The 18,916-nt window shown below is 72.3% G+C and carries 18 protein-coding genes; 9 read left to right on the top strand and 9 right to left on the bottom strand.

Features of this window, described 5'->3' with window-relative positions:
* Positions 1-323 precede the first annotated feature (323 nt).
* On the bottom strand, positions 324-1,139 hold the full coding sequence (locus tag SPI96_RS01945; protein ID WP_321080684.1) for an SOS response-associated peptidase: 816 nt from the start codon (positions 1,137-1,139) through the stop codon (positions 324-326).
* 145 nt (positions 1,140-1,284) lie between these two features.
* Between SPI96_RS01945 and SPI96_RS01940 the strand changes: the two genes are divergently transcribed.
* From SPI96_RS01940 to SPI96_RS01930, 3 genes are read left to right on the top strand one after another with little or no spacing between them, the layout of a single operon-like run.
* Complete coding sequence (locus SPI96_RS01940; RefSeq protein WP_321080683.1) at positions 1,285-2,379, top strand: S-(hydroxymethyl)mycothiol dehydrogenase; 1,095 nt, start codon at positions 1,285-1,287, stop codon at positions 2,377-2,379.
* Positions 2,379-3,035, top strand: coding sequence for an MBL fold metallo-hydrolase (locus tag SPI96_RS01935; RefSeq protein WP_321080682.1), 657 nt, complete (start codon positions 2,379-2,381; stop codon positions 3,033-3,035). The genes SPI96_RS01940 and SPI96_RS01935 overlap by 1 nt, the downstream gene beginning before the upstream one ends.
* Positions 3,036-3,066: 31 nt before the next feature.
* Positions 3,067-3,738 carry a uridine kinase gene (locus SPI96_RS01930; protein ID WP_321080681.1) on the top strand — a complete coding sequence of 224 codons (672 nt, stop codon included), beginning with the start codon at positions 3,067-3,069 and terminating at the stop codon, positions 3,736-3,738.
* A 78-nt stretch (positions 3,739-3,816) separates the two neighbouring features.
* Here SPI96_RS01930 and SPI96_RS01925 read toward each other — a convergent pair whose 3' ends face one another.
* The 8 genes from SPI96_RS01925 to SPI96_RS01890 form a co-directional block, all read right to left on the bottom strand.
* A complete protein-coding gene (locus SPI96_RS01925) occupies positions 3,817-4,596 on the bottom strand; it encodes a lipoyl protein ligase domain-containing protein (RefSeq protein WP_321080680.1) in 780 nt (259 codons plus the stop codon).
* Positions 4,593-5,459 carry a thioesterase family protein gene (locus SPI96_RS01920; RefSeq protein ID WP_321080679.1) on the bottom strand — a complete coding sequence of 289 codons (867 nt, stop codon included), beginning with the start codon at positions 5,457-5,459 and terminating at the stop codon, positions 4,593-4,595. The genes SPI96_RS01925 and SPI96_RS01920 overlap by 4 nt, the downstream gene beginning before the upstream one ends.
* A 79-nt stretch (positions 5,460-5,538) precedes the next feature.
* Positions 5,539-6,204 (bottom strand): methionine ABC transporter permease, encoded by a 666-nt coding sequence (locus SPI96_RS01915; protein WP_321080687.1) that lies wholly within the window; start codon positions 6,202-6,204, stop codon positions 5,539-5,541.
* 8 nt (positions 6,205-6,212) lie between these two features.
* Positions 6,213-7,307: a methionine ABC transporter ATP-binding protein gene (locus SPI96_RS01910; protein ID WP_321080678.1), complete on the bottom strand. Its 1,095-nt coding sequence runs from the start codon at positions 7,305-7,307 to the stop codon at positions 6,213-6,215.
* A 3-nt stretch (positions 7,308-7,310) separates the two neighbouring features.
* Complete coding sequence (locus tag SPI96_RS01905; RefSeq protein ID WP_321080677.1) at positions 7,311-8,222, bottom strand: MetQ/NlpA family ABC transporter substrate-binding protein; 912 nt, start codon at positions 8,220-8,222, stop codon at positions 7,311-7,313.
* 512 nt (positions 8,223-8,734) lie between these two features.
* On the bottom strand, positions 8,735-9,736 hold the full coding sequence (nrdF, locus tag SPI96_RS01900) for a class 1b ribonucleoside-diphosphate reductase subunit beta (protein WP_321080676.1): 1,002 nt from the start codon (positions 9,734-9,736) through the stop codon (positions 8,735-8,737).
* A gap of 141 nt (positions 9,737-9,877) precedes the next feature.
* Positions 9,878-10,429 carry an antibiotic biosynthesis monooxygenase gene (locus SPI96_RS01895; protein ID WP_321080675.1) on the bottom strand — a complete coding sequence of 184 codons (552 nt, stop codon included), beginning with the start codon at positions 10,427-10,429 and terminating at the stop codon, positions 9,878-9,880.
* Between the two features lie 6 nt (positions 10,430-10,435).
* Entirely contained in the window at positions 10,436-11,926 is a 1,491-nt protein-coding gene (locus SPI96_RS01890; RefSeq protein WP_321080686.1) for a sodium:solute symporter family transporter, read from the bottom strand.
* Between the two features lie 187 nt (positions 11,927-12,113).
* On the opposite strand from SPI96_RS01890, the gene SPI96_RS01885 reads away from it, so the two are divergent.
* Genes SPI96_RS01885 through gabT form a run of 6 tightly spaced genes read left to right on the top strand, consistent with a single transcriptional unit; the run spans position 12,114 to position 18,849 of the window.
* Positions 12,114-12,884, top strand: a complete 771-nt coding sequence (locus SPI96_RS01885) for a cyclase family protein (protein WP_321080674.1) — start codon at positions 12,114-12,116, stop codon at positions 12,882-12,884.
* A complete protein-coding gene (locus SPI96_RS01880) occupies positions 12,881-13,450 on the top strand; it encodes a helix-turn-helix domain-containing protein (protein WP_321080673.1) in 570 nt (189 codons plus the stop codon). Before SPI96_RS01885 ends, SPI96_RS01880 begins: the two co-directional genes overlap by 4 nt.
* Before the next feature lie 14 nt (positions 13,451-13,464).
* Positions 13,465-14,475 (top strand): agmatinase, encoded by a 1,011-nt coding sequence (speB, locus tag SPI96_RS01875; protein WP_321080672.1) that lies wholly within the window; start codon positions 13,465-13,467, stop codon positions 14,473-14,475.
* Complete coding sequence (locus SPI96_RS01870) at positions 14,472-16,262, top strand: thiamine pyrophosphate-binding protein (protein WP_321080671.1); 1,791 nt, start codon at positions 14,472-14,474, stop codon at positions 16,260-16,262. Before speB ends, SPI96_RS01870 begins: the two co-directional genes overlap by 4 nt.
* Positions 16,259-17,518, top strand: a complete 1,260-nt coding sequence (locus tag SPI96_RS01865) for a PLP-dependent aminotransferase family protein (RefSeq protein WP_321080670.1) — start codon at positions 16,259-16,261, stop codon at positions 17,516-17,518. The genes SPI96_RS01870 and SPI96_RS01865 overlap by 4 nt, the downstream gene beginning before the upstream one ends.
* Complete coding sequence (gabT, locus tag SPI96_RS01860) at positions 17,515-18,849, top strand: 4-aminobutyrate--2-oxoglutarate transaminase (protein WP_321080669.1); 1,335 nt, start codon at positions 17,515-17,517, stop codon at positions 18,847-18,849. Before SPI96_RS01865 ends, gabT begins: the two co-directional genes overlap by 4 nt.
* Positions 18,850-18,916: the final 67 nt, after the last annotated feature.

The raw sequence follows: 18,916 nt of genomic DNA, 5'->3' as shown, positions 1-18,916 counted from the left end.
TGTCGGAGACGGGCCCTGGCAGAGCATCCCCGGCTCGCTGACCCGGACCGCGCAACCGGTCACCGCGGACATCTGGGCCACCGTGACCCGCAACGTCGAGGACGACTGCACCGTGGACCCCACCGCCTGGGGCTGCACCGGACCCATCGACACCCCCACCACACCCTGACCTCCCGCATCACACACGGGAGCGCATCTGGGGCCGTCCGTTTCATGCACGCGAGCACGGCCGGGGACTCCCGTTTCATACACGGGAGTGCCCTCGGGGGCTCCCGTTTCATACACGGGAATGCATCTGGCGGCTCCCGTTTCGTCCACGGGAGTCAGAGGAGGGTGGGGTGGGGGTCCTCCAGCTGCTGGATCAGCTCGGGGCCGTTGTTGCGCACGCTGCCCACCGCCGTCCCCACCGGGTGCAGGGCCCAGCCCCGCGCCACGTCGAACGCCTCCGCCGTCACCGTCGCCACGAGGGCGGCGGCCTCATCGGCGGAGCCGAGTTTCACCGGCTCCAACCAGGCGTCCATCGTCGCGGCCGTGAGCGGCACGGGCAGCCGGTCGTGCAGGGCGCCCAGCTCCCCCAGCACGCCCCCCTCATCGGCGGACGGCGCGTCCATGGTGAGGATCGTCGTCGAGAGCACCCACGCGTCCTCGCCCCGTGCGGCCGCCTCCGGGTCCTGCCACCACTCGTACAGCCCGGCGAACCAGATCACCGGCCCCTCGCCGTCGCCTGCGCCCACCGGGTGCACGTAGTACGGCTGCTTGCGCGCGGCCCTCCCGTCCGGGCCCTTCGCCCCCGGCTCCGGCGCCCTCCACTCGTAGTAGCCCTGCACCGGCACGGCGCACCGCCGCGAGCGCACCGCGGCACGGAAGGTCGGCTTCACCGTCACCGTCTCGGAGCGGGCGTTGAACGCGCGCGAGCCCACGGCGAGCTCCTTCGCCCACGGCGGCACCAGCCCCCAGCGGGCCACGTGCAGCTCACGGCGCACGCTGCCATCCGCCTCCCGTTCCAGGAGGATCGGCACGTCCGCGGTGGGGGCCACGTTCCAGTTCGGTCGGATCTCGAGGGTCTCGTCCGGGAGCACCCCGCCGCCGAGCGCCACGAGGTCCCCGGCCGCCCGGGCCATCACATACCGTCCGCACATGCGCGCCAGTGTAGGCGCCGCCCCCCGCCGCACGCCCGCCCCCCGCCGCACGCCCGCCCCTCGCCGCACGCCTGCCCGTGCCCCGGCGGTGTCCGCCGTGATGGGATGGGCCGCGGACCCATCCCCGAGACCAGAGGAGACAGCCGTGCCCCAGAAGGTGAAGGGCGTCGTCGCGCGGGCGAAGGACGCCCCCGTGGAGCTGACCACCATCGTGATCCCCGACCCCGGCCCCGGTGAGGCCGTGGTGGACGTGAAGACCTGCGGGGTGTGCCATACGGACCTGCACTACATGCAGGGCGGAATCGGCGAGGACTTCCCGTACCTGCTCGGCCACGAGGCCACCGGGGTGGTCTCGGCGATCGGCGAGGGCGTCACGCACGTGGCCGTCGGGGACACCGTGATCCTGAACTGGCGTGCCGTGTGCGGCGAGTGCCGCGCCTGCAGGAAGGGCCGGCCGCAGTACTGCTTCGACACCCACAACGCGGCCCAGCCCATGGCCCTCGAGGACGGCACGGAGCTCTCCCCCGCCCTGGGCATCGGGGCGTTCGCGGAGAAGACGCTCGTCCACGCGCTGCAGTGCACGAAGGTCGAGGGTGCGGACACCGCACAGGAGCAGGCCGCCGTCGGGCTGCTGGGCTGCGGGGTGATGGCGGGCATCGGCGCGGCCATGAACACCGGTGCGGTGCAGCGCGGCGAGTCCGTGGCCGTGATCGGCTGCGGCGGCGTCGGCGTGGCCGCCGTCGCGGGGGCCACGCTGGCCGGGGCGACGACGATCGTCGCCGTGGACGTGGACGCCAAGAAGCTGGCCAAGGCAGAGGAGCTGGGCGCCACGGTCACCGTGGACGCGACGGCGCAGGACCCGGTGGAGGCCATCCGTGAGGCCACCGGGGGCTTCGGTGCGGACGTGGTGATCGAGGCGGTGGGCCGCCCGGAGACCTACGAGCAGGCGTTCTACGCCCGCGACCTGGCCGGCCGGGTGGTGCTCGTGGGTGTGCCCACCCCGGAGATGCAGCTGAACCTGCCGCTGCTGGAGGTGTTCGGCCGCGGCGGTGCGCTGACGTCCTCCTGGTACGGGGACTGCCTGCCCGAGAGGGACTTCCCGATGCTCGTGGAGCAGTACCGGCTGGGCCGGCTGCCGCTGGACGAGTTCGTCACGGAGACCACCACGCTGGACCGGGTCAACGAGGCCTTCGAGACCATGCAGGCCGGCGACGTGCTGCGTTCGGTGGTGGTGCTCTGATGGCGCGCATCGATCACCTCGTCACCTCGGGCACGTTCTCCCTGGACGGGGAGACGTTCGACGTGGACAACAACGTGTGGATCGTCGGCGGCGCGGAGCAGGTGGTGGTGATCGACCCCGCCCATGACGCCTCGGCCGTGTGGAAGAAGGTCAACGGCCGCCAGGTGCTGGCGATCGTGCTCACCCACGGGCACGACGACCACATCCGCCAGGTCCAGGAGTTCCGGCAGATGGTGGACGCCCCCGTGCTCATCCACCCGGCCGATCGGATGCTCTGGGACGCCGTGTTCCCGGACGAGGAGCCGGACGGCGAGCTCGCCGACGGGGACGTGTTGAAGGTCGCCGGCGTCGAGCTGCGCGTGCTGCACACCCCGGGCCACTCCCCCGGTTCGGTGTGCCTGCACGCCCCGCGCCTGGGCGAGGCCGGCGACGACGGCGCCCCGACCGGCGTCGTGTTCTCCGGGGACACCCTGTTCCAGGGTGGGCCGGGGGCCACCGGGCGCAGCTACTCGGACTTCGACACGATCATCGCCTCGATCCGCGAGCGCCTGTTCACCCTGCCGGAGGCCACCGTGGTGCACACCGGGCACGGGGACTCCACGACGATCGGCGCCGAGCGCCCGCACCTGCAGGAGTGGATCGACCGGGGCCACTGAGCACCCCGCCGATGGTCCAGAATGGGGGACCGTGACCGCCCCCTCCTCCTCGCCCGAGTCCGCCCCCGTGCCCGAGCCGGCCGACGCCGCCCCCGTTCCTCCCCGGGTGGTCCTGCTGGGCGGGGCGTCCGGTGCGGGGAAGTCGTATCTGGCGCGGCGGCACGGCCGCCCGCACTTCCCCCTGGACGCCTACTACCGGGAGATCGGGGAGGACCCGGAGCACGGCGGGCCCGGCCCGGCGATGCCGCGCACCCCCTATGGGGAGATCGACTGGGACCACCACCTGACGTGGGATGAGCAGGCCGCGGTGGATGGGATCGTGGAGCTGCTGGAGACCGGCTCGACGCTTGTGCCGGAGTACAGCATCACCACGTCCTCCCGCACTGGGGCCCGTCTGGTGTCCTTGGAGGGGGACGGGCCGATCGTGGCCGAGGGCATCTTCGCCCACCGCATGCCGGCCGCGCTCACCCGGGCCGGGGTGCCGTTCACGGCCCTGTACATCGACTCCGCGCGCACCGTCACCGCGGTGCGTCGCTTCGGCCGGGACGTGGCCGAGCGGCGTAAGCCGGTGCCGTTCCTGCTGCGGCGGGGCTGGGCGCTGTACCGTTCGGATGCCGCCGACCGAGCCCGCGCCGTGGCGGCCGGGTTCGTGCCCACGCCGAAGCGCACCATCCGGCACCTGCTGGGTCCGACGCGCGGCTGACCGGTCCCGGACCGGTCCCGGTTCGCGTACCTCCAGCCCACGGGCACCTCGGGCGCGCGACCGCGCCGCGCCCTCGCCTCAGGTGCGCGGGGTCGGGGCGTCCACCACGGTGAGCCCCTGCGCGTCGGCCCAGTGCGTGTACTGCTCGCGCAGGGCGTCCACGAAGCCGGGCACGTCTACCCCCTCGAACACGTCCGAGGCCCCGCCCACGGTGCGGGCGTCCATCTCCAGGCCCAGTTCCCGGTAGACGTCCTCGAGCACAGCCCGCAGAGGCGCGGAATCCGTGACCACCACGTGGGTGGAGAACAGCCAGGCCCCCTTGACCACGCGCTGGGCGGAGCCGGCGAGCTTCACGGGGTGCTCGGGGGCGTCCCCACGCACGGAGAACTCCCCGGGGCAGTACTCCCCCGGGATCTCCCCCACCCGGGAGGGCACGCCGGCGGCGGCGAAGGCGTCCACGAACAGGTCGGCGAAGTCGGAGAAGCGCTGGCGCTGGCGCAGGGCGGCGTCCGGCTCGGCGCTGAGGTGGTCCACCACCACGCAGCCGTGGTGGTAGGCGGCCGCCCGTCCTCCGGCGCGGCGCACCACGGGCTCGAAGCCGTGGGCGCGAGCGGCCTGGGTTGCGGACTCGAAGCCGGGCAGGCGGGCGTCGCGCTGGCCGAAGGCCACGGTGGGTTCGGGCACGTAGATGCGCACGAGGTCCGGCACCGTCTCGCCGGCCGCGGCCGCCTGGCGGACCACGGCCAGCTCGTCGGTGGCCCAGTCCAGGTCCGCGGCGGCCCCGAGGGTGCGCTCCTGCACGGTCCAGAGCAGCGTGCCGGTCCGGGGGGTCTGTCCGTTGTTCTGCGGGGTGTTCACAGGGAGCCCTCCTCAGGCCAGTGACGCACGGTGAGTGTCTGCTCGGCGTGGGCGAAGGGGCCGTCGTCGTCGTGGAGCACGGTGCTGGTCAGGCCCACGCCGTCCGGGCCCACGCTCACCTTCCCGGCCAGGCCCAGCCAGCGGCCGGCGGGCTCGCGGACCAGGTGGATCTGCAGGTCCACGTTGGGGAAGAACCAGCCGCCCGGGCGCGCCGGCAGGGCGGGGGCGATGCCGTTGGCGGTGTCGGCCAGGCCGATCAGGCGCACGACGTCCGGGGTGGGCTCCCCCGCCACCATCTCGACGTCGGTGCTCAGCCACACCCGGCCGTGGCCGGGGGCGTGCCCCTCCACGGCGGCGCCGGTCAGGGAGGCGATGTAACCGCCGGGCCACACGGACATCGCGTTGCCCTCCACGGTCTGCGGGCGCGGGGCCAGGGGCTCGTCCGGCAGGACGGCCACCGCGGCGGTGTCCGTGGGGCCCAGCAGCCAGGCGCGCAGGGTCAGCACGTCCCGGCCGCGGGTGCGGAGCACGGACTCCACGAGCTCGATGGTCCGGCCCGGGCGCAGCGTGCGGGTACGGACCTCCAGCTCGCCGCCCCACAGGGTGCCGAGGATGTCGTAGGAGAGCCGGGCCACCCGCAGCCCCGCGGTGGTCTCATGGGCGAGGACCTCGTGCAGCAGCAGCCCGGAGACCGCGGCCATGTGCATCTCCTCGGCCCGCCACGCGCCCTGGGCGTGCACGGTGGAGCGCATCCGGGACGTGCGCACCCCCTCGGCGGTCTCCGGGGGGCCGAGCCTCACGAAGAAGGCGCGGGGGTCGGCGCCCGGGGCGGGGGCCTGATCGGTGTCCGCGGTCTGGTCCATAGCGGAAGTCTGCCAGAACGACGCCGGCCGGCGGCCTCCCGTGCGGGAGGCGCCGGCCGGTGTGACGCGGTCGGGGCGGTCAGCGGCGCATGACGCGGCGCGCGAGCGCGTTGCCCAGCAGCTGCAGGGCCTGGACGAACACGATCACGACGATCACCGCGATCCAGGTGACCTCCGGGCGGAACCGGTTGTAGCCCTCGACGATCGCGAAGTTGCCGATCGAGTTGCCGCCGATGATGCCCGCCAGCGCGGCCATGTCCACCAGGGCGATGATCACGAACGTGAAGCCGAGGATCAGCGGGCCCAGCGCCTCCGGGAGCACCACGGTGCGCACGATCCGCAGCCGTGAGGCGCCCATGGCCCGGGCCGCCTCGATGACCCCGGGGTCCAGGGAGACGAGGTTCTGCTCCACGATGCGGGCGATGCCGAACGTGGAGGCCCAGACCATGCAGAACACCACGGCGGTGTTGCCGATGCCGCTGCCGACCACCTGGATGGTCAGCGGCTGCAGCGCGGCGATGAGGATCACGAACGGGATCGGACGGATCAGGTTCACGATGAAGTTCGTGATCGCGAAGACCGCCCGGTTCGTGTAGATGCCCCCGGGGCGGGTGGTGTAGAGCACCAGGCCGACGAGCAGACCGAACAGACCGCCCAGCAGGAAGGCCCAGAACACGAGGTAGATCGTGTCCCCGATCGCCGCCCACAGCTCGGGGCCGTAGTAGGACCAGTCGAGGTTGAACATGTCCTGGATCACGGCTGAACCTCCTGCACGTCACCGGCCGCGGACAGGTCCGCGATGAACGCCTCCACCGCCGCCGGCTCACCCGTGAGGGCCACGGTGAGCAGGCCGTAGGCGGAGTCCTTGGTGGCGGACACCCCGCCGTGGACGATCTCGAAGCGCACCCCGCGCCCCTCGGCGGAGCCGAGCACGGCGGAGACCGCGCCGGAGTCCTTGAGGGACACCATCACCAGGCGGCCGTCGGTGCGCTCGCGGATGCGGGCGATCTCCTCGGCGTTGGGGCGGTCCTTCAGGGCGGTGGCCACGAAGGAGGCGGCGTCCTCGGAGTGCTGGGTGCGGGAGAACAGGTCGTAGACCCGCCCGGTCTCCACCACGCGGCCGGTGTCCATCACGGCCACCCGGTCGGCGATGGAGCGGATGACCTCCATCTCGTGGGTGATGGCCACGATCGTCACGCCGAGCTCCTCGTTCACGCGCCGCAGCACAGAGAGCACCTCGGAGGTGGTGGAGGGGTCCAGGGCGGAGGTGGCCTCGTCGGCCAGGAGGATCTCCGGGTCGGCGGCCAGCGCCCGGGCGATGCCCACGCGCTGCTTCTGGCCGCCGGAGAGCTGCTCCGGGTAGTGCTTGGCCTTGGAGCCCAGGCCCACGAAGTCCAGCAGCTCGGCCACGCGGGCCTTACGCTGGGCTTTGGGCCACCCGGCGGTGGCCAGGGCGTACTCCACGTTACCGGCCACGGTGCGGGAGGTGAGCAGGTTGAACTGCTGGAACACCATGCCGATGCGGCGGCGCAGGGGCAGCAGGGCGGACTCGGACCGCCCGGAGACCTGCTCCCCCAGCACGGTGACCGTGCCGGAGGTCGGCTGCTCGAGCCCGTTGATCATGCGGATCAGGGTGGACTTGCCGGCGCCGGAGAAGCCGATGACGCCGAACACCTCCCCGCGCTGCACGGTGAGGCTGACGTCGTCCACGGCCTTGACCTGGCCGTTGCGGCCGTCGAAGACGCGGCTGACGTGGTCGAAGACGATGACGGGCTCGCCCGCCCGGGCATCCTCGGAAGGATGCCCGGGCGGGCTGCCGGCCTGCTCGGCGATGTGCGCTCCCACCATGGATCAGGCGCCCTGCGACGCGGTCGCGTCCTGGTACTGCTTGAAGGTCTCGTCGATCTGCGCGGCGTCCAGCGTCACGGGCACGGAGGTGCCGGAGGAGCGCTCGGCGGACTCGGCGAGCACGCGCTCGTCGTGGTACAGGGCCGCGATCTTCTTGTAGGTCTCGTTCTCCCGGTCGGCCTGGCGCACGGCGAAGCCGTTGACGTACGGCTTGGCGGAGGCGTCCTGGGGGTCGTCCTTGTAGACGGCTGTGTTCACGTCGATCCCGGCATCGGCCGCGAAGTTGTTGTTGATGATGGCCCCGGCCACCGACTCCAGCGCGTTCACGGTCTGTGCCGGGGCCACGGGCTGCACCGTCACGGTGGAGGCCGCCTCGTCGATGTCGCGCGGCTCGGGGCGGATGGTCTCCTTGTTGAGCGTGAGGAGGCCGGCGGCCACGAGCACATTGAGGCCGCGCGCCTGGTTCACGGTGTCGTTCGGGATGGCGACGACGTCGCCCTTCTGGAACTCGGAGACGTCCTTGTACTTCTTGGAGTACAGCGGCAGCGGGATGATCTCCGTGGTACCGATCATGGTGAGGTCGTCGCCGGAGGACTGGTTGTAGTCGGCCAGGTAGGCGATGTGCTGGAACCAGTTCATGTCCACGTCGCCGTTGTGCAGGGCGGGGTTCGGCTGGTTGTACTCGGTGAAGTTGCGGATCTCCACGTCGATGCCGTGCTCCTCCTTGGCGATCTTCGCCAGCAGGCGGTGGGTCTCGTGCTCGGAGACGACGCCGATGCGCACCCGGGGGGTGCCGTCAGCGGAGGTGCCGCCGTTGTTCTGCGCCTGGGAGTTGCACGCGGTGAGGCCGAGGGCGCCGACGGCGGCGAGGGACAGGCCGGCGAAGGACCGGCGGGAGAGGTTCTGCTGGGTCATGAGGGACTCCTGTGTGCAGTGCGCCGGCCGCAGGGTGCGGTCGGGCAGGGGCGGGAGGTGGGTCCGCACGGAGGCTCAGGATGCCGGTGCGCGGCGCGAGGCCGCGGAGGCGGGGATCCGTGCGGTGGGGCGGGCGGTCGAACGCCCGGGGCCGACGGCCGGAATTCCTTTCAGACGCTGCTCTTGCCCGTCCTCCAGCCACCGTTCGACCGTGCTGGTCTCCCGGCGGAGGCGGGCCGCTTCTGGTCCGGTACCACCCGTGAACATGGGGTTGGTGAGCGGCTCGTCCTGGGACCACGTGGGTCCGCCGGGGGCGGATCCGTAAGCCGCTGCTCGTGAAGCTGGCCCCACAATAGCGCACCACGGGCCCGCATTCTCACCCTGTGGTACAGATCACCCGCAGAGGGTCACATAACGGGGACGACGCCGGCCCACGCCCTCGCGCGGAGGAGGTGGGCCGGCGTCGTCGTCGCCTGCGGACGCGGGCGTCCGGGCGGTTCAGGCGGGTGGGGTCAGAAGTCCCAGTCGTCGTCCTCGGTGGCCTCGGCCTTGCCGATCACGTAGGAGGAGCCGGAGCCGGAGAAGAAGTCGTGGTTCTCGTCCGCGTTCGGGGACAGCGCGGAGAGGATCGCCGGGTTCACGTTGGTGAGCTCGGCCGGGAACATCGCCTCGTAGCCCAGGTTCATCAGGGCCTTGTTCGCGTTGTAGTGCAGGAACTTCTTCACGTCCTCGGAGAGCCCGACGGCGTCGTAGAGGTCGTGGGTGTAGGCCACCTCGTTCTCGTAGAGCTCGAAGAGCAGGTCGAACGTGTAGGCCTTGAGCTCCTCACGGCGCTCCTCCGGGAGGGCGTCCAGCCCGCGCTGGTACTTGTAGCCGATGTAGTAGCCGTGCACGGCCTCGTCGCGGATGATCAGACGGATCAGGTCTGCGGTGTTGGTCAGCTTCGCGTGGCTGGAGAGGTACATCGGCCAGTAGAAGCCGGAGTAGAAGAGGAAGGACTCCAGCAGGGTGGAGGCCACCTTGCGCTTGAGGGGGTCGTCGCCGTCGTAGTAGCTCAGGACGATCTGCGCCTTCTTCTGCAGGTAGGCGTTCTCACGGGACCAGCGGAAGGCGTCGTCGATCTGCGGGGTGGAGGCCAGCGTGGAGAAGATCGAGGAGTAGGACTTCGCGTGCACGGACTCCATGAACGCGATGTTCGTGAGCACGGCCTCCTCGTGCGGGGTGAGCGAGTCCGGGATGAGCGAGACGGCGCCCACAGTGCCCTGGATGGTGTCCAGGAGGGTCAGGCCGGTGAATACGCGCATGGTGAGCAGGCGCTCGTCGTCGGTGAGGGTGTTCCAGGACTGGATGTCGTTGGACAGCGGCACCTTCTCGGGGAGCCAGAAGTTGTTGACGAGGCGCTGCCACACCTCGTTGTCCTTCTCGTCCTGGATGCGGTTCCAGTTGACGGCCTCCACGAGGTGGTCGTGGACGGACGGGCCGTGGTGGGGCGCGGGATCCGGGCTCGCGGTCATGGGGACGACACATCCTTCTCAGGTCAGGATCGGCGGTTTCATGCGGATTCCGGGCGCGCTGAACAGGGCCCGTGGTGCGCAGTCGAGAGCCTCCAGTCTAGCCCTCCCCCGGTGCCGGGGTGACGGTGTGAAACGGCCGGCTCAGGCACCAGTGGCCCGGCCCCGGTGCAGCCACGGCTGGAACCAGCGGGTGAGGGTGGGCAGCACGAAGTAGACCATGAAGGGCAGTACGAGGCAGACGTTCGTGACCACACGCACGGGCAGGGGCAACCCCTTAGGCAGCACATGGGAGAGCACCCACTGGCCCAGCAGGCTCATGGGGAAGAAGCCGAGGAAGATCACGATCATCTGCTTCCACCGCGGGGGCGCGGCAGGGGTGGCCATCTCCGCCGGGTCGAACCAGCCCTCCAGGCCGGTGCGGGCGGTGACCTCCTCGGAGACCACCTGACCGGCCATCTCCGCGGCCCAGTCCGCCCGCTGGACAGACTCTTCCCAGGCGCGGCAGCTCTGCTCGTCCGCGAATCGGTACACCATGTGCCACACCCGAGAGTCCGACTCCAACCGCACCAGGCCGGAACCGAGGTAGCCATCGAACCCCTCCATGAGGTCCTGCCCGCGGCGGACCCAACCGCGCACGAGCGGGGCGGCCTCCGGCGCGATGTTGCGGGTGATCTGCTTGGTCACGGTGCTCACGGGCGTTCAGGATACGGCCCGGGTGGGCGGCCGCTGGGACCTCTGCCGCCAGGCGGCGAGGATCCGCTCGTCGGTGGGGCGGCTCAGCAGGCTCACCACGACGTACACGACAGCCGAGAGCGCCAGGCCGATGTAGATGGGTTCGTTGGCGTAGACCCCTGCGAAGGGCACCTCCGCGCGCAGCTCGAGGACACCCATGGTGACGAGCGTGCCCAGCGCCCCCGCCGCCATGGAGCATGCGGCACCGAGCCCTGTGCCCCGCCGCCACAGCAGCCCGCCCAGGATGGCCACGAGCAGGCCGCCGACGAGGATGTCGTAGGCGATGGTCAGCGCGGCCACCACATCCGGCACCTGGATGGCCACGATCAGCGCCACGACGCCGAGTCCCAGGACCCACCAGCGGTCGGCGGTGACGTCCTCCTCCACCGCCTCGTCCCCGGCATCGGAGACAGCCGCGGCCGACTCAGCCGAGGTGCGCCCGCCGCGCAGCATCGGCACGATGTCCGTGCGGGCCACGGTGGCGGCGGCGATCAGCGCACCCGAGGCGGTGGACATCATCGCGGCCACGGCAGCGGCCAGTGCGATGCCGCCGACGCCCAGGGGCAGGAGCTGCTGGGCCACCGAGGCGTAGACGTCGTCCGGGGTCTCGATGCCCGGGAGGGCCACCGCTGCGGCCATGCCGATGATCGCGCCGGCCAGGCCGTAGAGGATGCTGTACACGCCGGCGGCGGCCCCGCCCACCTGGGCAACCCGGGGCGAGCGGGCCGTGAATACACGCTGCCAGATGTCCTGTCCGATCAGCAGGCCCAGCGTGTAGACCACGAAGTACGTGATGATCGATTGGAGGCCGATTCCCCCGAGGTCGAAGAACTCGGCTCCGAGCCGCTCGCGCATCCCGGCCCAGCCTCCGGCCTGCGCCAGGGAGATCGGCAGCATGAGCAGGAACAGGCCGACGGTCATGATGAGGAACTGCACCATGTCCGCCAGGGTGATCGACCACATGCCGCCCAGCACGGAGTAGACGAGCACGACGGCACCTCCCACCAGGATGGCCAGCCATCGTTCCCAGCCGAAGAGGACCACGAACACGGAGGCGTAGGCGGCCGTCGAGGTGGCCGCGAGCATGAGCGTGTAGGCGAGCATCACGAACGAGGCGGCCTTGTTCACCGCGCCGGGCCCGTATCTCAGTGTGAGCATCTGGGAGACGGTGTAGATCCGGAGGCGGGAGAGGACGGGGGCGAAGAAGACGGACAGGAGCGTGACGCCGGTGCCGATCGCCGCCACGAGCCACAGCCCGGAGATGCCGTGGGTGTAGCCCAGGCCCACCCCGCCGACGGTGGCGGCACCGCCGAGCACGAGGGCCGCCATCGTCCCGGTGTACAGGGCCGGGCCGAGCCGACGACCGGCGACGAAGTAGTCGGAGGTGGTCGTGGCACGCGTCCTGCCCCACCATCCGAAGGCGAGCATGCCGACCAGGTATGCGGCGATGATGAGCATGTTGAGCGAAGCCAAGGACACCTCCGAGACAGGGACGCAACCGAGCGGATCGCACAGTGTTGCGCGTCACAACAAGTAGCTCTACCGTAAACACTGGTTTCACCAGGGGCAACAGGTTCTCCGACGACCGGGCCCTGACACGACAACAGGGCACCTACCCAGAACCAGGACCGAAGGGAGGCATCGGATGCACCAGCAGAACCCCGCTCCCCTGCTGCTCTCCCACCTGCTCACCGACGGTGCCCCGGTGTACCCGGGCGACCCCTGCGTGCGGATCCGCCCGGCCCTCACCCTGGAACGCAACGGCGTGGCCGTGACGGCGCTGGCGTTCGGCTCCCACGCCGGCACACACGTGGACGCCCCCGCCCACACGGTGCCCGGCGGCCGCACGGTGGACCAGCTCACTCACGCCGAGCTGTGCGGTGAGGCGCTGGTGCTCGGCCTGGCCGGCGTCGGCCCCGGCGAGGAGATCGACGCCGACCGCATCACCGCCCTGCTGGACGCCGCCACCCCCGTGCCCGTCCGGGTACTTCTGCACACCGGCTGGGACGCCCACTGGGACGCCCCGGCCGGCCCCGAACGGGAGCACCGGCTGCGCAGCCACCCACACCTGTCCGCCGAGGCCGCGGCCCGGCTCTGGGACTGCGGCGTGCGACTGCTGGGCACTGACTGCCTCAGCCCGGACCCCACCTCCCCCGTTCCTGAGGCCGGCGACGGCTTCCCCGTGCATGCCCTGTTCCTCGGCCGCGACGGCGTGCTGCTCGAGAACCTCGCCCACCTCGGGGCGCTGCGCCCCGAGATGACGGGCGCCGAGAAGTCCAGCGCAGAGGCCACCGACACCACGGCAGACTGGAGGGCCCGGGTGCACCTGGAGGTCCACCCCCTCCCCCTGGCCGGCGCGGACGGCGCACCCGCCCGCGTGCTGGCCCGCCCCCACCTGCGCGGAGGCCACCGATGAAGGCGCTGCCCCTGCAGACCGACCCGGCCGCACCCCGGATCGGGGCCCGGCTGCGCGCCCTGCGCGAGGCCCGCCGCCTCACCGTGGCGCAGCTGGCCGAGGCCGCGAACGTCAGCAAGGGATTCCTCTCCCGTGTAGAGCGTGACCTCACCAGCCCGTCGGTGAGCACGCTGATGACCCTCTGCCAGGTTCTCGGCGCCACCCCCGGGGAGGTCCTCGACCTCCCGGACGTCTCCCATGTGCGCCTGGCCGAGGCCCCGGCCATCAGCCTCGGCGGGGAGGGCATCACCGAGCGCCTGCTCACCCCCCGCGGACGCCAGGAGCTGCAGATCATCCGGGCCGAGATCGCCCCGCACGGCCACGGCGAGCAGGAGCTCTACACCGTGGACTGCCGCGTGGAGGCGGTGCACGTGGTCCGCGGGCGCCTGGAGCTGCACACCAGCACCGCCTCCCACTTGCTGGAGGAGTCGGACACCGTCACCTTCCCGGGCCGCGAGCCCCACACCTGGACCAACCCGGACCCCACCCCGTCGATCGTGCTGTGGACCCTCCTGGGCCACACCTGAACAGAGGAGACACGATGCTCCAGATCCCCCGCGTCACAGAGGAGGGCCGCCTCGGCCCCGTGAACTCCGCCCTCGTGCCCCGTTACGGCGGAGCCCCCACCTACGCCCTGCTCCCCCGCCTGGACGAGGCGGTGGCCGCCGGGCACACCCCGGAGATCAAGGTGGTCGGCGTACCCTTCGACGCCGGCGTGTCCTACCGGCCCGGCGCCCGGTTCGGGGCCGGCCACGTGCGCCAGTCCTCACGGCTGCTGCGCCCCTACAACCCCGCCACGGACACCTCCCCGTTCGCCCAGGCGCAGGTCGTCGACGCCGGCGACATGGCCGTCAACCCCTTCCACCTCGACGAGGCCATCGAGACCATTCAGCAGGACGCCCTGGACCTCACCGCCGACGGCTCCTCCCTGCTGACCCTCGGTGGCGACCACACCATCGCCCTGCCGCTGCTCCGGGCCGCCGCCGCCCGCGCCGGCGGACCCGTGGCCCTGCTGCACTTCGACGCCCACCTGGACACCTGGGACACCTACTTCGGCGCCGAGTACACCCACGGCACCCCGTTCCGCCGCGCCGTCGAGGAGGGCATCCTCGACACCGAGGCCATCTCCCACGTGGGCACCCGCGGCCCCCTCTACGGCAAGAAGGACCTCGACGACGACCATCGCCTCGGATTCGGCATCGTCACCTCCTCGGACGTGTTCCGCCGGGGCGTGGACGAGGTCGTGGACGCCCTGCGCCAGCGCATCGGCGACCGCCCCCTCTACATCTCCGTGGACATCGACGTGCTGGACCCGGCCCACGCCCCCGGCACCGGCACCCCCGAGGCCGGCGGCCTCACCAGCCGGGAGCTGCTGGAGATCCTGCGCGGGCTGCGCGGACTGGACCTGGTGGGTGCCGACGTCGTGGAGGTGGCCCCGGCCTACGACCACGCGGAGATCACCGGCATCGCCGCCTCCCATGTGGCCTACGACCTCATCACGCTCCTGGCCGAGCGCCGCGCTGCCCGGAAGGCCAAGGAGGACGCCGCATGAGCACCCCCGAGACCGCCACCCCGCGCCGCACCGGAGGCGACCTCGCCGTGGAGACCCTCCAGGCCCTCGGCGCCCGCACCGTGTTCGGCATCCCCGGCCAGCACGCCCTGGGCCTGTTCGACGCGCTCTCCCGCTCCGGCCTGACATTCGTGTCCAACCGGGTGGAGAACAACGCCGCGTTCGCCGCGGACGGTTACGCCCGCGCCACCGGGGAGGTCGGCGTCCTGTTCCTCTCCACCGGCCCGGGCGCGCTCACCTCCCTGGCCGGCCTGGAGGAGGCCTACGCCACGGGGGTGCCGATCGTCGTGGTGGCCTCACAAATCCCGCTGTCGGGGCTGGGGGCGCGCCGCAAGGGCATGCTCCACCAGCTGGACGACCAGAAGGCCTCGGCCCGCAACGTCACCAAAGCCCAGTTCACGGTGCACCACGCCTCCGGCATCCCCTCGGCCATCCAGGACGCCTGGGCCGAGGCCGTCACCGTGCCCCAGGGCCCGGTCTGGGTGGAGATCCCCCAGGACGTGCTGCTCGGGGAGACCATGGTCCCGCCCGTGGAGGACGCCCTCGCCGTGCCCGACGACCACCCGCCCCGGGCCGAGCTCGTGGCCGAGTCCGCCCGGTGGCTCTCCGAAGCCGCCCGCGTGGCGATCGTGGCCGGCGGCGGGGTGCGACGCTCCGGCCCCGCCGCGCAGGCCGCCCTGAAGGAGGTGGCCGAACTGCTGGACGCCCCCGTGGTCTGCTCCCCCGGCGGCAACACCGCATTCCCCTGGGAGCATCCGCTCTCCCTGGGCGGGTGGGTGGAGGACCGCCACGTGACCGCCCTCCTCGAGGACGCCGAGGTGCTCCTGGTGGTGGGCTCCTCCCTGGGCGAGATCACCTCCAACTACTTCACCCTGGACCCGCGCGGGAGGCTCATCCAGATCGACGCCGAGCCCCGCGTCCTGGAGACCAACCACCCCACCCTGGGGGTCCGGGCCGACGCCGGGCAGGCGCTCGAGGCCCTCGCCGCGGCGCTGCGGGGCACACCCCGGCCCCCGCACGGCTGGCACGGCCGCGACGCCGCCGAGGTGGTCGCGGAGGTGAACGCGAGGGTCGCCGCCCGCCTGGACGGGCAGGACCTGCACCGCGAGCGCACCCTGATGGCGGACATCCGCGCCGCCGTCCCGGACGGCATGCAGACCTTCTGGGACATGACGATCGCCGCCTACTGGGCGTGGAACTGCTGGGACGCCCGCTCCGGGCAGTTCCACTCCGCGCAAGGGGCCGGCGGGCTCGGGTACGCGTTCCCGGCGGCGTTCGGGGCCGCCGTCGGGCTGGCCTCGGCGGACGCGGCACCGCCCGGTGCGGCGGAGGAGCCCGGCGCGCTGGCGGAGAAGGTCTCGGATGCCGAGGGCGTCCCGGACGATGAGGGCGTCTCACCCTCCCGGGTGCTCGCCGTGGCCGGGGACGGCTCGGCCATGTATTCGATCGCCGAGCTCGCCGCCGCCCGCCAGCACAGAGCGGACGTGACCTGGCTGATCATCGACGACGGCGGCTACGGCATCCTGCGCGAGTACATGGAGGACACGTTCGGCCGGGCCACCGCCACCGAGCTCGCCCGCCCCGACTTCGCGGCACTGGCGGAGGCGTTCGGGGTGCCCGCCGAGACGGTGCCCGTGGGCGAGGTGGGCGACGCCCTGCGCCGGGCCCTGCAGGGGCGGGGCCCCCGCGTGGTGGTGGTCCAGACCCGACTGAGGATGTGGGCGCCCTCCCATCTCGAGCACCTCCGCCCGGAAGGAGACCAGACATGAGCGCCCCCACCCGCTCGCACCTGTCCGACCGCGCCGCCGGGGTGCGGCAGTCCGCCGTGCGCGACGTGTTCGACATCGCCATGGACCCCTCCCTGGTGTCCCTGGCCGGGGGCAACCCGTGGCTGTCCGGGCTGCCGCTGGAGGAGCTCGGCGCCGCCGCGGCACGCCTGGTGGCCCAGGAGGGCACCACCTCCCTGCAGTACGGCCCGGGGCAGGGCACCGAACGGATGCGGCAGGCCGCCTGCACCGTCATGGCCGCGGACGGCCTGCCCGGGGCCGACCCCGACCTCGTGGTGGTGACCCCCGGCTCCCAGGCGGCCATCGACACCGCCTGCCGCGCCTTCGCGAACCCGGGGGACGTCGTCGTGGTGGAGGACCCCACCTTCGTGGGCGCGCTGACGAGCTTCACCACCTGGCAGCTGGACGCCGTCGCCACACCCACGGACGAGCACGGGCTGGTGCCCGCCGCACTCGACGCCACCCTGACGCGGCTGCGGAGCGAAGGCCGCCGCGTGGCCTTCCTGTACACGATCCCCTCCTTCGCGAACCCCTCCGGGCTGCTGCTGCCCGAGGACCGGCGCGACGAAGTGGCCGAGATGTGCGCACGGCACGACGTGCTGATCGTGGAGGACAACCCCTACGGGCAGATCGCCTTCGACGGCGCCCCGCTGGCCCCCATCGCGGCCCGGCACCGCGAGCGCACGGTCTACCTGGGCACGATGTCCAAGATCTTCTCCCCGGGGGTGCGGGTGGGCTGGGCGCTGGTGCCGGCCGCGCTCAAGCGCGAGTTCTACCTGTGTGCCGAGTCTGCGTTCATCCACGCCTCCACCACCTCCCAGATGCTCGCCACGGCGTTCGTGGAGGAGTTCGACTGGCAGGGGCACGTGCGGGAGGTGACCGGCCTGTACCGGGCCCGGGCCCGGGCCCTCCAGACGGCCGTCGACGAGCACTGGAGGCCGGGGTTCGAGTACACCGCCCCGCGCGGCGGCTTCTTCCTCTGGGGCCGTCTGCCGCCCGGGGTGGACACCGTGGAGCTCATGCGGGCCGGCATCGAGGCCGGGGCGGTGTTCGTGCCCGGGGCGGCCTTCACCCCCGTGGAGGGCATGCACTCGACCCTGCGCCTGGCCTACTCCTTCGTCGACGAGGACACCCTCGTGGAAGGCGTGCGGCGCCTGGCACCCGTGGTGCAGGCCGCCGTCGAGTCCGCCGAGCGCAGACGCCCCACCCCGTCCCCTCTCTCCAGGAAGGCACCATGACCGACTCCCTCACCCCTGCTGCCGGCCTCGAGCAGACCCGCAGCCTCGTCACCGAGATCCCCGGTCCCCGTTCCCGGGCGCTCGCTGCCCGACAGGCCGAGGCCGTCCCCGCCGGCGTCGCCACGACCATGCCCGTCTTTGCCGCCCGGGCCGGCGGCGGCGTCATCGAGGACGTGGACGGCAACCGCCTGATCGACCTCGGCTCCGGCATCGCCGTCACCTCCGTGGGCGCCTCCCACCCGAGAGTTGTAGAGGCTGTGCAACAGCAAGTCGCCGCCTTCACCCACACCTGTTTCATGGTCACCCCCTACGAGGGCTACGTGGCGGTCGCCGAGAGGCTGGGCGAGCGGGCCCCGATCTCCGGGCCGACCCGCTCGGCCCTGTTCAACTCCGGGGCGGAGGCCGTGGAGAACGCCGTGAAGGTGGCCCGCGCTCACACCGGCCGGCAGGCCGTGGCGGCGTTCGATCACGCCTATCACGGCCGCACCACCCTGACCATGGCGCTCACGGCCAAGTCCATGCCCTACAAGCACCGCTTCGGCCCCTTCGCCCCCGAGGTGTACCGCGTGCCGGGCTCCTACCCCCTCCGTGACGGCCTCGACGGGCCCACTGCCGCCGCGCGGGCCATCCGCGTGATGGAGCAGCAGATCGGCGCGGAGAACCTGGCCGCCGTGATCATGGAGCCCATCCAGGGCGAGGGCGGCTTCATCGTCCCGGCCGAGGGGTTCCTGCCGGCGGTCGCCCGGTGGTGTCGGGCCCACGGCGTGCTGTTCATCGCCGACGAGGTGCAGTCCGGCATCGCCCGCACCGGCGCCTGGTTCGCCTGCGAGGCGGCCGGCGTCGAACCGGACCTGTTGACCACGGCCAAGGGCATCGCCGGGGGCATGCCGCTCTCGGCGGTGACCGGTCGGGCCGAGATCATGGACGCCGTTCACGCCGGTGGCCTCGGCGGGACCTTCGGGGGCAACCCGGTGGCCACGGCCGCCTCCCTCGCCGTCTTCGAGGCCGTCGAGGAGGACGGGCTCCTGGAGCGGGCCCGCAGGATCGAGCAGGTCATCCGGGAGCACTTCGAGCAGCACCCGGACGCGCGGATCGGCGAGGTCCGCGGGCAGGGCGCCATGATGGCCGTGGAGCTCGTGGACCCGGCGACGAAACAGCCGGATGCGGCCCTGACGGCGGCGGTCGCCTCCGCCGCCCGCGCGGCCGGGGTGGTGCTGCTGACCTGCGGCACCTATGGGAACGTGATCCGCTTCCTGCCCCCGCTGACCATCCCCGAGGAGCTGCTGCGCGAGGGCCTCGCCGAGGTCTCCGCAGCCCTGGCCGCCGCCTGAGGCGCGCCCTTGCCGCACGACGCCGGATCCGCGCCTTCCACGCGGAAGGTGCGGAGCCGGCGTCGTC

The sequence above is a fragment of the Micrococcus sp. genome, assembly GCF_034179925.1.
Taxonomy (GTDB): domain Bacteria; phylum Actinomycetota; class Actinomycetes; order Actinomycetales; family Micrococcaceae; genus Micrococcus.
The sequence above is the reverse complement of the archived record's forward strand: the minus strand, read 5'-3'. Positions and strand labels throughout refer to the sequence as shown.